This window comes from Variovorax sp. 160MFSha2.1, assembly GCF_048305075.1.
GTDB lineage: Bacteria > Pseudomonadota > Gammaproteobacteria > Burkholderiales > Burkholderiaceae_C > Variovorax > Variovorax guangxiensis.
In genome coordinates, this window is record NZ_CP157624.1 from 6404132 (window position 1) to 6418535 (window position 14404).

The window sequence follows — 14404 nt, forward strand, 5'->3', positions numbered from 1 at the left end:
AGCTCCGCGACGCGACTTACTTCACGCGACGCATTCAGCCGGACAGAAGAGCCCGACTGTCACAACAAGCCCGGCCGGCACGTCTCAGGTCTGCGGCATTTCCCGCTCGACTCCCGGAGACCCAGACATGCACTGCCTTGCGCGAATAGCCCCGGCCTATGACGGCCATTGCGATGCCTTCATCGACAGGCAAACGACATCAACAAATAATCAAAGTACTTTCTTTGATTAATAATGGACGTCGTATGAACAAGCAATCAAGGGCCTGGCTGGGTGCCGGCCTTGCGACACTGGTATTGGGAGGCGCCGGCTTCGGGCTCGCCACCAAGCTGCGGCCCGCGCATGCGGAGGGTGGAGGCGGCATGCCGCCGGCCAAGGTGGCAGTCGCCGCTGCGCAGAAGACGGAAGTGGCGCGCTTCCTCGGCGGCATCGGCACGCTGGAGGCCAACCGGCAGGTGGAGGTGCCGGCCGAGGTGGAGGGGCGCATCGCGAAGATCCTCTTCACGCCCGGCGCCGAGGTGCGCGCGGGGCAGGTGCTGGTGCAGCTCAACGACGCGCCCGAGCAGGGCGACCTGGAGCGGCTGAAGGCCCAGCGCGCCAATGCGAGGGCGCTGCTGGAGCGCACGCGCCGGCTGGTGCCGCAGCAGGCGGCGACGCAGGAGCAGCTCGAACAGGCGCAGGCCGCCTTCGACCAGGCCAGCGGCGAGCTGCGGCGCGTGCAGGCGCTGCTGGAGCAGAAGCGCATCAAGGCGCCGTTCGACGGCGTGCTCGGCATCCGCCGCGTCAACCTCGGGCAGTTCGTGCGCGCGGGCGATGCGCTGGTGTCGCTCACCGACAGCCGCACGCTCTTCGCCAACATCACGCTGCCCGAGACCGCCCTGCCCGCGCTCAAGCGCAACCAGCAGGTGGCGCTGTCGGTCGACGCGTATCCGGGACGCGTGTTCCAGGGCAGGCTCAGCACCATCGAGCCACAGATCGGCAGCGACACGCGCACGGTGCGCCTGCAGGCCACGGTCGACAACGCCGACGGCGCGCTCGCGCCGGGCATGTTCGTCAACGGCCGGGTCGCGCTGCCGGCACGCACCGACGCCATCACCGTGCCCGAGACGGCCATCACCTACAGCACGCACGGCGACTCGGTGTTCATCGTGGTTCCCGCTGAAAAAGGCGGCGGCTTCTCCGCGCAGCAGGTCTTCGTGAAGGCCGGCGAGCGGCAGGACGGGCTGGTGGTGATCGAGAAGGGCCTCTCGCCCGGCGACAAGGTCGTCACCTCGGGCCAGCTGCGCCTTTACACGGGCGCGGCGGTCGCACCCGGCGACAAGGACACGCTGTCACTCACGCAGGAATCGAAGTCATGAAGTTCACCGACCTCTTCGTGCGCCGGCCCGTGCTGGCGCTGGTGGTGAGCACGCTCATCCTGCTGCTGGGCGCGCGCGCCCTGGGCGACCTGCCGGTGCGGCAGTACCCGCTGACCGAGAGCACCACGCTCACCATCACCACGCAGTACCCCGGCGCCTCGCCGGAGCTGATGCAGGGCTTCGTCACGCAGCCGATCGCGCAGGCGGTGGCGACCATCGAGAACGTCGACTACCTTTCCTCCTCGTCCACGCTGGGCCGCAGCGTGATCAGCGTGCGCATGAAGCTCAACGCCGACGCCAACCAGGCGCTCACGCAGGCGATGGCGCAGGTCAGCCAGGTGAAGTACCGGCTGCCGGCCGAGGCCTTCGACCCGGTGATCCTGAAGTCGTCGGGCGAGGCCACCGCCGTGGCGTACGTGGGCTTCTCCAGCAAGACGATGCCGATGCCCGCGCTCACCGACTACCTCTCGCGCGTGGTGCAGCCGCAGTTCGCCTCCATCACCGGCGTCTCGGGCGTGGAGGTGTCGGGCGGGCAGACGCTGGCGATGCGCGTATGGCTCGACCCCAACCGCATGGCGGCGCGCGGCATCTCGGCCGGCGAGCTGGCCGACGCCTTGCGCCAGAACAACGTGCAGGCCGCGCCGGGGCAAGTGAAGGGCCTGTACGTGGTGTCGAACATCCGCGTGAACACCGACCTGGTGAACGTGGCCGAGTTCCGCGACATGGTCGTCAAGCGCGAGGGCGATGCCATCGTGCGACTGGGCGACGTGGCCACCGTGGAGCTCGGGGCGGCCAGCGCCGACAGCAGCGCGACCATGGACGGCGTGCCCGCCATCTACCTCGGCCTGCAGGCCGCGCCCAACGGCAATCCGCTGGTGATCGTCAAGCGCATCCGCGAGCTGCTGCCCGGCATCAAGCAGAACCTGCCGCCGGGCGTGGAGGTGCAGCTGCCCTTCGAGCTGGCGCGCTTCATCGAGGCGTCCATCGACGAGGTGCGCCACACGCTGCTGGAGGCCATCGCCATCGTGGTGATCGTGATCTTCCTGTGCCTGGGCTCGGTGCGCGCGGTGCTGATTCCGGTGGTGACCATTCCGCTGTCGATGCTGGGCGCGGCCGCGCTGATGCTGCTGTTCGGCTTCAGCATCAACCTGCTGACCTTGCTGGCGATGGTGCTGGCCATCGGGCTGGTGGTGGACGACGCCATCGTGGTGGTGGAGAACGTGCACCGGCACATCGAGGAAGGCAAGTCGCGCGTGCAGGCCGCGCTGATCGGCGCACGCGAGGTGGCCGGCCCCGTGATTGCCATGACGCTCACGCTGGCAGCGGTGTACGCGCCCATCGGCCTGATGGGAGGGCTCACGGGTTCGCTCTTCAAGGAATTCGCCTTCACGCTCGCGGGCGCGGTAGTGGTGTCGGGCGTGATCGCGCTCACGCTGTCGCCGGTGATGAGCTCCTTCCTGCTTCCGCAGGACGCCACCGGCAGCCGCATGGCGCGCGCGGCCGAGAGCTTCTTCCACCGGCTCGCCACGGGCTACGGCAGGCTGCTCGACGTGTCGCTGCACCATCGCTGGGCCACCGGCATCTTCGCGGCGCTGGTGCTGGCGAGCCTGCCTTTCCTCTACAACGCGGCGCAGCGCGAGCTTGCCCCGGGCGAAGACCAGGCCATGGTGCTGACGGCCATCAAGTCGCCGCAGCACGCCAACATCGACTACGTCGAGAAGTTCGGCAAGAAGTGGGACGACGTGTTCGCCTCGCTGCCCGAGAACACCGGCCGCTGGCTCATCAACGGCTCGGACGGTGTCTCCAACAGCATCGGCGGCGTGCAGCTTTCCGACTGGAAGGACCGCAAGCGCAACGCCGACCAGATCCAGGGCGACACGCAGGGCCGCATGAACGAGGTGGAAGGCAGCAGCGTCTTCGCTTTCCAGCTGCCCTCGCTGCCGGGCTCCACCGGCGGGCTGCCGGTGCAGATGGTGATCCGCAGCGCGGGCGACCACCGCACCGTGTTCGAGGCGATGGAGGCGCTGAAGAAGTCGGCGCGCGACAGCGGCAAATTCATCGTGGTCGACAGCGACCTGGAGTTCAACAACCCCACGGTCGAGATCCGCGTGGACCGCGCCAAGGCCAACAGCATGGGCGTGACGATGAAGTCCATAGGCGACACGCTCGCGGTGCTGGTGGGCGAGAACTACGTCAACCGCTTCGGCATGGACGGCCGGTCGTACGACGTGATTCCGCAGTCGCCGCGCGAGCAGCGGCTGACCGCCGAGGCGCTCTCGCGCTACTTCGTGAAGAGCGCGAGCGGCCAGCCGGTGCCGCTGGCCAACCTGGTGCAGCTGTCGACCAGCGTGGGCCCGAACAAGCTCACTCAGTTCAACCAGCTCAACGCGGCCACCTTCCAGGCCATTCCGGCGCCGGGCGTGACCATGGGCGACGCGGTGGCCTTCCTGAGCGAGGAGGCGAAGAAGCTGCCAGCCGGCTTCAGCTACGACTGGCAGTCGGACGCGCGGCAGTTCACGCAGGAAGGCTCGGCGCTGGTGATGGCCTTCGTGTTCGCCATCGTCGTGATCTACCTGGTGCTGGCGGCGCAGTACGAGAGCCTGCGCGACCCGCTGATCATCCTGATCAGCGTGCCGATGTCGATCTGCGGCGCGCTGGTGCCGCTGGCGCTGGGCTTCGGCACCATCAACATCTACACGCAGATCGGGCTGGTGACGCTGATCGGGCTCATCAGCAAGCACGGCATCCTGATGGTGGAGTTCGCCAACGAGATCCAGATGCACAAGGGCCTGGACCGGCGCTCGTCCATCGAGGAGGCCGCGCGCATCCGGCTGCGCCCCATCCTGATGACCACCGCCGCGATGGTGGTGGGCCTGGTGCCGCTGCTCTTCGCGAGCGGGGCCGGCGCCAACAGCCGCTTCAGCATCGGGCTGGTGATCGTGGTCGGCATGCTGGTGGGAACGCTGTTCACGCTCTTCGTGCTGCCCACCATGTACACGCTGCTGGCGCGTGACCACCGCGCCGAGGGCCGCTCGCAGCGCGCGGCCGAACTCGAAGCGCTGGCCGAAGGAGCGTGACCATGAACAGACTCTTTTCCTACGCCGCTCCCTTCGCGCTGGGCATGCTGGTGCTCGCCGGCTGCGCCGTCGGGCCCGACTACAAGGCCCCGGCGGATGCGCCAGTGGTCATCCGCGCACCGGAGAGTTCGCTCTTCGCCAACGACGCGGTGCAGCGCGACTGGTGGAGCCAGCTCGACGATCCGCAGCTCGACGCGCTCGTCGACCGCGCGCTGGCCGAGAACCACGACATCCGCATCGCGCAGGCCCGCCTGCTCGAAGCCCGCGCGGTGCAGACCGGGGCGGAGCTAGACCGGCTGCCGGTGGTGACCGCCAGCGCGAGCAAGACACGCGGCATCGCCCAAGGCAACAACGGCGCGCAGCCCGATGTGCGCTCGCTGGCACAGAGCAGCCGCGCGGGCTTCGACGCCTCGTGGGAGATCGACCTGTTCGGCCGGCTGAAGCGCCTGGACGAGGCCGCGACCGCACGCGCCGAGGCCAGCGCGGCCGACCTGGAGCAGGTACGCATCGTCGCGGTGGCCGAGCTGGCGCGCAACTACTACGAGATGCGCGGCGCCGAGCAGCGAATCGCGGTCACGCGCCGCACGCTCGACAGCCTGCGCCAGAGCCTGCGCGTGACCGAAGCGCAAGTGCAGACCGGCCGCGCCCTCGAAGGCGACCTGGCGAGCGCGCAGGCCAACCTCGCGACCACCGAGAGCCAGCTGCCCGCGCTGGAAACCACGCGCCGCCAGTCGGCCTACCGCGTCGCGGTGCTGGCCGGCCTGCGCCCGGGCGAGCTGGAGCCGATGCTGCAGCCGCGCCAGCTGCGCGTGATCGACAAGCGCCTGCCCGTGGGCGACCTGAGCGAACTGCTGCGCCGCCGGCCCGACGTGTTGCGCGCCGAGCGCGGGCTTGCCGCGAGCACGGCCGACGTGGGCGCGGTCACGGCCGAGCTGTATCCGCGCTTCGACATCGGCGGCTTCCTCGGCTTCATCGCGTTGCGGGGTTCGGACCTCGGCAGCTCGTCGAGCCGGGCCTTCAGCGTGACGCCGGGCGTGAGCTGGCCTGCCCTGCGGCTGGCCTCGGTGAAGGCCCGCGTGCGCGGCGCCGAAGCCCGCGCCGAGGGCGACCGTGCACTCTACGAGCAGACGGTGCTGCGCGCCATCGAGGACGTGGAAGGCGCGCTCACCGGCTATGGCCAGAACCAGCTGCGCCTGCAGCGGCTGGTGGAGGCATCCGCCCGCAGCAGCCGCGCCGCCGAGCTGGCCGAGGTGCGCTACCGCGAAGGCGCCGCGCCCTATCTCAGCGTGCTCGATGCCCAGCGCACCCTGCTGCGCGCGCAGGAGGCCGTGGCCGAGGCCGAAACCGCCTCATACACCAGCCTCGTCGCGCTCTACAAGGCGCTGGGCGGTGGCTGGCAAGCACCCGCGGTGGCGAAGGGAGCGCCAACCACCTGACAATGGTGCTGTTTTCCATGCCAGAAGCCGCCGCCATGTCCGCCCCCGATGCAAAGCCAACCTGGATGCCGCACCAGCCGGCAGACCGCATCCTCTCGACGCTCAAGACCCGCGGCGCGCTCGGCATACCCGACATCGCCAAGGTTCTCAACGTCACGGTGGAGGCGGTGCGCCAGCAGATGTCCAAGCTGGAGGCCGAGGGACTGGTCGACTCCGAGAGCCGCTCCAGCGGCCGGGGCAGGCCCACGCAGATCTGGCGGCTCACCGGGGAAGGCCACAAGCGCTTTCCCGACACGCACGCCGAGATGACGGTGCAGATGATCAGCGCCGTCATCAGCGTGTTCGGGCAGAAGGGCATGGACCAGCTCATCAACGCGCGCGAAGCCACGATGCGCACCAACTACGCCGAGGCCATGCGCGGCGCGCGCAGCCTGAAGACGCGGCTGGAGCGGCTGGCCGAGATCCGCAGCCGCGAGGGCTACATGGCCGAGTTCCGGCCCGACGAGGAGGGCCGGGGCGACGGCTTTCTCTTCATCGAGAACCACTGCCCCATCTGTACCGCAGCGCAGGCCTGCACGGGCTTCTGCCGCAGCGAGCTGCAGCTCTTCAACGAGGTGCTGGGCCCCGACGTGAACGTCAGCCGCGTCGAGCACGTGCTGGCGGGCGCTCGGCGCTGCGCCTACCGGGTCGAGCCCAAGGCGGCCGCCTGAAATTTCTTTCTCCCTGCTCTTTCACCAACCCAAAGGAACCACGATGGAACACAAGCTCCCACCCCTGCCCTACGCGCTCGACGCACTGGCGCCCGAGTATTCGAAGGAAACCCTCGAGTACCACTACGGCAAGCACCACAACGCCTACGTGGTGAACCTCAACAACCTGCAGAAGGGCACCGAATTCGAATCGATGACGCTCGAGGAGATCGTCAAGAAGTCCAGCGGCGGCATCTACAACAACGCCGCCCAGATCTGGAACCACACCTTCTTCTGGAACTGCATGAAGCCGCAAGGCGGCGGTGCTCCGACCGGCGCGCTGGCCAAGGCCATCGACGCCAAGTGGGGCAGCTACGACGCCTTCAAGGAAGCCTTCGTGAAGTCGGCCGTGGGCAACTTCGGCTCGGGCTGGACCTGGCTGGTGAAGAAGGCCGACGGCTCGGTGGACATCGTGAACACGGGCGCAGCCGGCACGCCGCTGACCACCGCCGACACCGCGCTGCTGACGGTGGACGTCTGGGAGCACGCCTACTACATCGACTACCGCAACCTGCGCCCGAAGTTCGTCGAGACCTTCCTGGCCAAGCTGGTCAACTGGGACTTCGCAGCCAGGAACTTCGGCTGATCGATCGTTCGATCAGTCGTTGATCAGGTTCAGGATGTTCCCGTCCGGGTCCTTGAACCACGCGACCTTCATGTCGCCCATGACATGGAGGTCGCCGACCCGCTGCGTGTCGGGCATGTCGTAGTGCTCGAAACGCACGCCCCGCGACTTCAGCGCGTCCACGAGGCGTTCGATGTCGCCATCGACCGACCACGTCACGGCCGTCGCCTGGTTGGTGCCCGCGAACTGCGATCGGTACACATTGATGCGCGTGTTGCCGCTGCGATAGACGATGACCTCGTCCCCTTCCGCATCGACCTGGGTCAGGCCCAGCGTGTCTTCGTAGAAGCGACGGGCCACGGCGAGGTCCTTCACCGCGAGATTGGCCACTGCGTTGATGTTTCCGAGCATGCGAGTCTCCTTCCAGGCCCCGCGCGCCATCGAAAGGGAAGGGCGCCGGGCTTGCCAAAAATACTCAACCATGCGGTGCAGTATTTGCGTCGGACAGGGCCCTGTCAAGGCATCGGAAAATGGGGCCCCGCAAGTCGATACGTGCCCCATCGCGAATGAAGAAATCCTTCTTACGCGGCTTCCGGCACACTGCACCCCCGGTGCAGTGACCGCAGGCGACGGCTGCAACCCCCGATCCATTCCGACGAAGAGACAACCCATGATCCGCAGACATCTCGGCAAGCTGGCCACCTCGCTGGCGTTTTCGCTGGCACTCCCGCTGGCCCTTACCGCCACCGCCACCGCCCACGCACAGGCCACCGCCTACCCCGCCAAGCCCGTGCGCCTGATCGTGCCCTTCCCGCCCGGCGGCGGCACCGACATCCTGGCCCGCCTGGTGGCCCAGAAGCTCACCGAGGCCAAGCACTGGACCATGGTGCCCGACAACCGCGCGGGCGCCGGCGGCACCATCGGCATCGCCGAGGCGGCGCGCGCGGCGCCCACGGGCTACGACATCGTGATGGGCCAGAAGGACAACATGGTCGTCGCGCCCTGGCTCTACAAGAACCTGAGCTACAACCCGGTGAAGGACCTGACCGCGGTAGCCCATGTGGCCTACACGCCGGTGGTGATCGTCACGCAGGCCAACTCCAAGTTCAAAACGCTCGACGACGTGGTGAAGGCCGCGCGCGCCGCGCCCGACACCGTCACCTACGGCTCGCCCGGCAACGGCACCACCATCCATCTGGCCGGCGAGATCTTCAACGGCGCCGCCAGGATCAAGATGCGCCACGTGCCCTACAAGGGCTCCAACGCGGCCATGATGGACGTGCTCGCGGGCAACGTCGACCTGATGGTGTCGTCGGTGCCCTCGGCCATGGCGCAGATCAAGGCCGGCAAGCTGCGTCCGCTGGCCGTCACCTCGGCCAAGCGCAGCACCTCGCTGCCCGAGACGCCCACCGTGGCCGAGCTCGGCTACAAGGACTTCGACGTGAGCACCTGGTACGGCATCTTCGTGCCGGCCGGCACGCCCAAGGACGTGGTGACCACGCTCAATGCCGAGATCAACAAGCTGCTGGCCACGCCCGACATGAAGGCGGCCATCATCGCGCAGGGCGCCGAGCCGCAAAGCATGACGCCCGAGCAGTTCGGTGCGCTGCTGAAGACCGACTACGAGAAGTGGAAGGGCATCGTGCAAGCCTCGGGCGCGACAATCGAATAAGACTTCGCGTCGCAGAATGGTGTCTCCAGAACAGGCCGCAACGACGGCATGGAGACACCGATGGTTCCTTCGCTTCCCCTGAAGACGGCTGCCCTCGCGGCGGCCGTCGTCCTTTTCCAGGGCTGCGCGCAGACGCCTGCCGCGCAGAAACCTTCAGATGCCACCGTCGCCGCCCACGTCGCGGCAGCCACGAAGGCCGCGGGCACCGACCTCGGGCCGCTGCTGTCGCTGTGCAAGCCCGCCCCCGCCACGCGCCCGCCGCAGGAAGAGCTCGACAAGGGCCTGCCGCTGCTCATCAACAAGCCGGCACCGCCGCCCGCCAAGGCCTTCGACAACCTCTACTTCGTGGGCGCCGACTGGGTCAGCGCCTGGGCCATCAAGACCTCGGACGGCATCATCCTCATCGACGCGCTCAACAACCAGGTGGAAGCCGCAGCGCTGATCGAGGGCGGCATGCGCAAGCTGGGCCTGGACCCGGCGCAGATCAAGTACGTGATCGTCACGCACGGACACGGCGACCACTACGGCGGCGCGCCGTATCTCGCGCAGAAGTACCGCGCGCGCGTGGTGATGAGCGAGCCCGACTGGACGATGACCGAGACCAAGCTCGAATTCGCCACGCCGATCTGGGGCGCGCCTCCGAAGCGGGACATCTCGGTGAAGGACGGCGACCGCGTCACGCTGGGCGACACCACCGTCACGCTCTACCTCACGCCGGGCCACACCATGGGCACGCTCTCGCCGGTGTTCGACGTGAGCGAGAACGGCCGCAGGCACCGCGCCATGCTCTGGGGCGGCACCGGCTTCAACTTCGGCAAGGACGTGCCGCGGCTGGACAGCTACATCGCATCCACGAAGCGCATGGACTCGGTGGTGAAGGCGCAGAACATCGACGTGATGCTGTCGAACCACTCGAACGTCGACAGCTCGCAGGCCAAGATGGCCGCGCTGCGCCAGCAGCCCGCGGGCGCGGTGAATCCGTTCGTGATGGGCACGCCCACGGTGGAGCGTGCGCTGAACGTGATGGGCGAATGCGCGCAGGCGCAGCGCGACAGGTTCGCGATGCAGTGAAGCGGCGTGCCGGATTCAGTCCGGCACGAACTTGCGATTGAAGATGTCCACGTCGGCGACGTCCTCGAACGTCGCCACCTGCCCCATCTTCCCGTCGCTCATGCGGCAGGCCGAGAACAGGCTGTAGCGCCCCTTGAAGCCGAACTCGTTCATCACGATCAGCGCATAGGGGTGCGGCACGAACACCTGATGCTCGAACACGATGCGGTGCACGTTGCGCGGCGAGGGAAAGAGCTTGTACTCGCCGGTGTCGATGGCCTGGGCCGTTGCCATGGGAATCTCTCGCCTTCCGCTCAGTCGGGGTCGCGCACGTCGGCCACGGGCTTCGCGCCGAAGTCCGCGCGCGCAAGGTACTTCAGCACCTTGGCCGCCGCCGAGGCGGGGCTGTCTAGCATGCCTTCGTTCTTCATCTTCTCGAAGCGCGTGCGGTCCGGAAACTTCTCTGCCGAGGCGCCGCGCAGCTGCACCTGCATGTCGGTGTCGATCACGCCCGGCGCCAGCGAGACGATGCGCGCACCGTTCGGCGCATTCGCCTCTTCCAGCGCCACGGCGCGCGAGAAGTGATCCATGCCGGCCTTCGACGCGCAGTAGGGCGCCTGGCTGCCCATGGCGTTGCGGCCCAGGCCCGAGGAAATGTTCAGCACCTTGCGCGCGCCGCGCCATTCGCGCGTGGCGCCGAGGAACGCCGCCGTCAGCAGCATCGGCGCTTCCAGGCCGATGCGCAGGGCCAGCGACAGCTCGGACTCCACGGCGCGCGACAGCGGCGCGGGGTTGCCGACGGTGCCCGCGTTGTTGATGAGCGTGACGCTGTCGAAGCGCTGCGCGTCGACGGTCTTGAGCCAGGCCGAGAGGCGCTCGGCCGCGGCCACCGGGTCGGACAGGTCCTGCTCCCATTGCGTGAGCTCGGCACCGCCAGCCTTGGCTGCCTCGGCCAGCGCGGACGACTGCTTGCGCGAAATGCCGACGACCGTGTGGCCGGCCTGCAGCAGCTGCTCGGCCATGGCCTGGCCCAGGCCGCGCGAGGCGCCGGTGATGAGAGTGAGGTGGGAAGCGGTCATCTGTATGAGAACTCTTGGTTTGTGGAACGAAAGGAAAGCGCGAAGGTTAAAGGGAATCGCTCGTCCCTACTTGAACTGCTTTCTCAGGAAGTTGCGATGGCGGGCGATGTGCTGCATCTGTGCCGGCGCAACGGTGCCGCCCAGATCGACCTCGTCCGCGCCGTTGAGCACAGCATTGGCATTGGCCATGGCGCGCGCCACGACTTCTTCCTCGCTCACGCCGAGCTGCGCCGCGAGGTCGAGGGCAACGCGGCGCATGGCGCGCTGCGAGAGCATCCACATCGCGCCGAAGCGATCCCAGGCGAGCGCGGCTTCCTCGGCCTTCTCGCGGTCGGCCAGGATCTCGGCGAGCGGCTTGGCCAGCACCGCGTCGAGCGCTTCTACCTTTTCGGTGAGCGCCTCGTTGCGCTCGATGACTTCCTCCAGCGTGGGGCTGGCGCTTTCAGGCTTGGCCTTGGGTGGTTCCGGAGGCGGGATGAATGCGGCCTCGGCATTCGCGGGCACGATCTGGAGCTTGTCGGAGAGATTGGTCATGATTTTTCCGCCTGGGTTGGCACCGGCTGGGTCTTCTTGTTCGACATCGCGGTCGCGCGCAGGCCCGGCAGGTCGAGCACGCGCAGCCCGCCGTACTCCACGCGGATCAGCCCCTGCGCCGAGAGCGCGTTCAGCGCCTCGTTCACGCGCTGGCGCGAGAGGCCGACGAGGTAGGCCAGTTCCTGCTGGGTGATTCGCAGGACTTCGCCCACGCCCGGATACAGCACCGGATTGAACAGCGACACGAGGTTGCGCGCCACGCGCGCGTCGGGGTTGTTGAGCCGGTCGATCTCGAGCGCGGCGATGAACTGGCCCAGCCGCTCGTTGAGCTGGTTCATCACGAAGCGGTTGAAGCCGATGGAATGGTCGAGCAGCCAGTGGAAGCTGTCGGTGGGCAGGCCGGCGATGAGGCTGCGCCGCAGCGCCTGGATGTTGTAGCGGTAGGGCTCGCGCTTCATCACCGTGCCTTCGCCGAACCAGCCGCCGGGCGGCACGCCGGTGTAGGTGACGGAGCCGCCGTCGGCGTTGTCGTTGCTCATCTTCAGGAGCCCCTCGACCACGCCGAACCAGTAGGTGGGCGAGCGCCCGACACGGCAGACGAGGTCGCCGGGCTCGGCCTCGCCGACCACCAGCGCGGCCTCGGCGCGGCGCCGCTCGGCGGGCGTGAGCGTGGGCAGCCACGGAATGCCTTCCAGTTCCTGCGCGTTGGCTGCGCGCACCCGGTCCCTGATGGTCGAACCGCCGAGCGCGCTGTGGGTGGGATGGCCGTGAGGCATCGGGAAACTCCGGGGAGTAGTGTCCCTAGGATTGTCGTTGGAACGACAAGCGGGCGTCAAAGTGAGTCCTACGATCCGGCCACTGTGCAAACACCCGCCCCCACCTTTCCCCGTCTGCTGCTCGCGCACGCCGAGGCCCAGCCCGAGGCCCCAGCCATGCGCGAGAAGGACCTCGGCATCTGGCAAACCTGGAGCTGGAGCGCCGTCGCGCAGGAAGTGCGCGAGACCGCCTGCGGCCTCGCGAGCCTGGGCTTCAGGCCCTTCGACAACCTGGCCATCGTCGGCGCCAACCGGCCCCACCTGTACATGGCGGCGGTCGCGGCGCAGAGCCTGCGCGGCGTGCCGGTGCCGCTGTACCAGGACGCGGTGGCCGGCGAGATGGTCTTCATGCTGCAGGACGCAGGCATCGAGTTCGTGATCGTCGAAGACCAGGAGCAGGTCGACAAGCTGCTCGAATGCCGCGAGATGCAGCAGGGCAAGCAGCCCGGCATCCGCTACATCGTCTACGACGACCCCAAGGGCCTGCGCCACTACGACCAGCCCGGGCTCATGAGCCATGAGCAGCTGCGCGCGCTGGGCCGCGAGTTCGACAAGGCCAACGTCGGCTACTACGACCGCGCGGTGGCCAGCGGCGAAGCGACGGACGTGGGCGTGATCCTCTACACCTCCGGCACCACCGGCCGCCCCAAGGGCGTGTGCCAGACGCACGCGAGCTTCATCGCGGCGGGCCGTGGCGGCGTGGAGACCGACAGGCTCGGCCCCGGCGACAACATCATGAGCTACCTGCCGATGGCGTGGGTGGGCGACCACCTGTTCTCGGTGGCGCAGTGGCTGGTGGGCGGCTTCACGCTCAACTGCCCCGAGTCGTCGGAAACGGTGATGAACGACATGCGCGAGATCGGCCCGAGCTACTACTTCGGCCCGCCGCGCACCTTCGAAGGACTGCTGACAGCCGTGTCGATCCGCATGGAAGACGCGGCGGCTCCGAAGCGCTGGCTGTACGCGAAGTTCATGGCGCTGGCGCAGCGCGTGGGCGCCGACATTCTCAACGACGCGCCGGTGAGCATGGGCGACCGCCTGATGTACCGCCTGGGCGACCTGCTGATCTACGGCCCGCTGCGCAACGTGCTGGGCATGAGCCGCATCCGCGTGGCATACACCGCGGGCGCGGCCATCGGGCCCGACTTGTTCCGCTTCTACCGCTCCATCGGCGTCAACCTGAAGCAGTTCTACGGCCAGACCGAGACCTGCGCCTACGTGTGCCTGCAGCAGGACGGCAAGGTCAAGCTGCAGACCGTGGGCACGGCCGCGCCCGGCATCGAGCTGAAGATCGCCGAGGACGGCGAGGTGCTGGTGCGCGGCGTGTCGGTGCTCAAGGAGTACTACAAGCGCCCCGACGCCACCGCCGAGGTGCTGGACGCGAACGGCTACTTCCACACCGGCGACGCGGGCGTGCTCGACAGCGAGGGCCACCTGCGCATCATCGACCGCGCCAAGGACGTGGGCCGCCTCGTGGGCGGCGCGATGTTCGCGCCCAACTACATCGAGAACAAGCTCAAGTTCTTCCCGCAGATCAAGGAAGCCGTGTGCTTCGGCAACGGCCGCGACGAAGTCTGCGCCGCCATCAACATCGACTACGAGGCCGTCGGCAACTGGGCCGAGCGCCGAGGCCTGGCCTACGGTGGCTACGTCGACCTGGCCGGCAAGCCCGACGTGCTCGCGCTGGTGGCCGAGTGCATCGCCAAGGTGAACGCCGACCTCGCCGCCGAAGACGGCATGGGCGAGACGCAGATCGCGCGCTTCCTCGTGCTGCACAAGGAACTCGACCCCGACGACGACGAGCTCACCCGCACGCGCAAGGTGCGCCGGGGCTTCATCGCCGACAAGTACGCGGTGCTGGTCGACGCGCTCTACGGCGGCAAGGCCGAGCAGTTCATCGAGACCCAGGTCAAGTTCGAGGACGGACGCACGGGCGTGGTGAGCGCGACGCTGAAGATCGTCGAGGCGAAGCGGTTCGCGCCGTTGGAAAAGGCGGCGTGAGATGAATGCACTCGAATTCGGACAGCCGAACGCAGAAGAATACAAAAACTACGCAGAAGTCGCAGAGG

13 protein-coding genes are annotated in these 14404 nt (G+C 68.0%); 8 read left to right on the forward strand and 5 right to left on the reverse strand.

What is annotated here, in order from left to right; genetic code table 11:
• Window positions 1–245: 245 nt before the first annotated feature.
• Genes ABL838_RS29645 through ABL838_RS29665 form a run of 5 tightly spaced genes read left to right on the forward strand, consistent with a single transcriptional unit; the run spans window position 246 to window position 7206 of the window.
• Window positions 246–1358: an efflux RND transporter periplasmic adaptor subunit gene (locus ABL838_RS29645; protein ID WP_369660484.1), complete on the forward strand. Its 1113-nt coding sequence runs from the start codon at window positions 246–248 to the stop codon at window positions 1356–1358.
• On the forward strand, window positions 1355–4435 hold the full coding sequence (locus ABL838_RS29650; protein ID WP_369660483.1) for a MexW/MexI family multidrug efflux RND transporter permease subunit: 3081 nt from the start codon (window positions 1355–1357) through the stop codon (window positions 4433–4435). The genes ABL838_RS29645 and ABL838_RS29650 overlap by 4 nt, the downstream gene beginning before the upstream one ends.
• A gap of 2 nt (window positions 4436–4437) precedes the next feature.
• Window positions 4438–5871: an efflux transporter outer membrane subunit gene (locus ABL838_RS29655; protein WP_418123195.1), complete on the forward strand. Its 1434-nt coding sequence runs from the start codon at window positions 4438–4440 to the stop codon at window positions 5869–5871.
• 35 nt (window positions 5872–5906) lie between these two features.
• Complete coding sequence (locus ABL838_RS29660) at window positions 5907–6581, forward strand: helix-turn-helix transcriptional regulator (RefSeq protein ID WP_418123197.1); 675 nt, start codon at window positions 5907–5909, stop codon at window positions 6579–6581.
• A 43-nt stretch (window positions 6582–6624) separates the two neighbouring features.
• Complete coding sequence (locus ABL838_RS29665) at window positions 6625–7206, forward strand: superoxide dismutase (protein WP_418123199.1); 582 nt, start codon at window positions 6625–6627, stop codon at window positions 7204–7206.
• Window positions 7207–7218: 12 nt separating this feature from the next.
• Here ABL838_RS29665 and ABL838_RS29670 read toward each other — a convergent pair whose 3' ends face one another.
• On the reverse strand, window positions 7219–7596 hold the full coding sequence (locus ABL838_RS29670) for a VOC family protein (protein ID WP_418123201.1): 378 nt from the start codon (window positions 7594–7596) through the stop codon (window positions 7219–7221).
• Between the two features lie 259 nt (window positions 7597–7855).
• Between ABL838_RS29670 and ABL838_RS29675 the strand changes: the two genes are divergently transcribed.
• Window positions 7856–8857, forward strand: a complete 1002-nt coding sequence (locus tag ABL838_RS29675; RefSeq protein WP_418123203.1) for a Bug family tripartite tricarboxylate transporter substrate binding protein — start codon at window positions 7856–7858, stop codon at window positions 8855–8857.
• Between the two features lie 60 nt (window positions 8858–8917).
• Entirely contained in the window at window positions 8918–9928 is a 1011-nt protein-coding gene (locus ABL838_RS29680; protein WP_418123204.1) for an MBL fold metallo-hydrolase, read from the forward strand.
• Between the two features lie 15 nt (window positions 9929–9943).
• Here ABL838_RS29680 and ABL838_RS29685 read toward each other — a convergent pair whose 3' ends face one another.
• The 4 genes from ABL838_RS29685 to ABL838_RS29700 form a co-directional block, all read right to left on the reverse strand.
• On the reverse strand, window positions 9944–10201 hold the full coding sequence (locus ABL838_RS29685) for a hypothetical protein (RefSeq protein ID WP_418123206.1): 258 nt from the start codon (window positions 10199–10201) through the stop codon (window positions 9944–9946).
• A 20-nt stretch (window positions 10202–10221) separates the two neighbouring features.
• Window positions 10222–10986, reverse strand: coding sequence for an SDR family NAD(P)-dependent oxidoreductase (locus tag ABL838_RS29690; RefSeq protein WP_418123208.1), 765 nt, complete (start codon window positions 10984–10986; stop codon window positions 10222–10224).
• A gap of 66 nt (window positions 10987–11052) precedes the next feature.
• A complete protein-coding gene (locus ABL838_RS29695) occupies window positions 11053–11520 on the reverse strand; it encodes a hypothetical protein (RefSeq protein WP_418123210.1) in 468 nt (155 codons plus the stop codon).
• A complete protein-coding gene (locus tag ABL838_RS29700) occupies window positions 11517–12296 on the reverse strand; it encodes a Crp/Fnr family transcriptional regulator (RefSeq protein ID WP_369660474.1) in 780 nt (259 codons plus the stop codon). Before ABL838_RS29700 ends, ABL838_RS29695 begins: the two co-directional genes overlap by 4 nt.
• An 84-nt stretch (window positions 12297–12380) precedes the next feature.
• Here ABL838_RS29700 and ABL838_RS29705 point away from each other — a divergent pair, with 84 nt between their 5' ends.
• The gene (locus ABL838_RS29705; RefSeq protein WP_418123212.1) at window positions 12381–14336 is read left to right on the forward strand and encodes an AMP-dependent synthetase/ligase; all 1956 of its coding nucleotides are present in this window, start codon (window positions 12381–12383) and stop codon (window positions 14334–14336) included.
• The last annotated feature ends 68 nt before the right edge of the window (window positions 14337–14404 follow it).

Excerpts from the sequence above, each read along its gene's own strand:
- ABL838_RS29645 (WP_369660484.1), top strand. The coding sequence starts at position 246 with ATGAACAAGCAATCAAGGGCCTGGCTGGGTGCCGGCCTTGCGACACTG.
- ABL838_RS29650 (WP_369660483.1), top strand. The coding sequence starts at position 1,355 with ATGAAGTTCACCGACCTCTTCGTGCGCCGGCCCGTGCTGGCGCTGGTG.
- ABL838_RS29655 (WP_418123195.1), top strand. The coding sequence starts at position 4,438 with ATGAACAGACTCTTTTCCTACGCCGCTCCCTTCGCGCTGGGCATGCTG.
- ABL838_RS29660 (WP_418123197.1), top strand. The coding sequence starts at position 5,907 with ATGTCCGCCCCCGATGCAAAGCCAACCTGGATGCCGCACCAGCCGGCA.
- ABL838_RS29665 (WP_418123199.1), top strand. The coding sequence starts at position 6,625 with ATGGAACACAAGCTCCCACCCCTGCCCTACGCGCTCGACGCACTGGCG.
- ABL838_RS29670 (WP_418123201.1), bottom strand. The coding sequence starts at position 7,596 with ATGCTCGGAAACATCAACGCAGTGGCCAATCTCGCGGTGAAGGACCTC.
- ABL838_RS29675 (WP_418123203.1), top strand. The coding sequence starts at position 7,856 with ATGATCCGCAGACATCTCGGCAAGCTGGCCACCTCGCTGGCGTTTTCG.
- ABL838_RS29680 (WP_418123204.1), top strand. The coding sequence starts at position 8,918 with ATGGTTCCTTCGCTTCCCCTGAAGACGGCTGCCCTCGCGGCGGCCGTC.
- ABL838_RS29685 (WP_418123206.1), bottom strand. The coding sequence starts at position 10,201 with ATGGCAACGGCCCAGGCCATCGACACCGGCGAGTACAAGCTCTTTCCC.
- ABL838_RS29690 (WP_418123208.1), bottom strand. The coding sequence starts at position 10,986 with ATGACCGCTTCCCACCTCACTCTCATCACCGGCGCCTCGCGCGGCCTG.
- ABL838_RS29695 (WP_418123210.1), bottom strand. The coding sequence starts at position 11,520 with ATGACCAATCTCTCCGACAAGCTCCAGATCGTGCCCGCGAATGCCGAG.
- ABL838_RS29700 (WP_369660474.1), bottom strand. The coding sequence starts at position 12,296 with ATGCCTCACGGCCATCCCACCCACAGCGCGCTCGGCGGTTCGACCATC.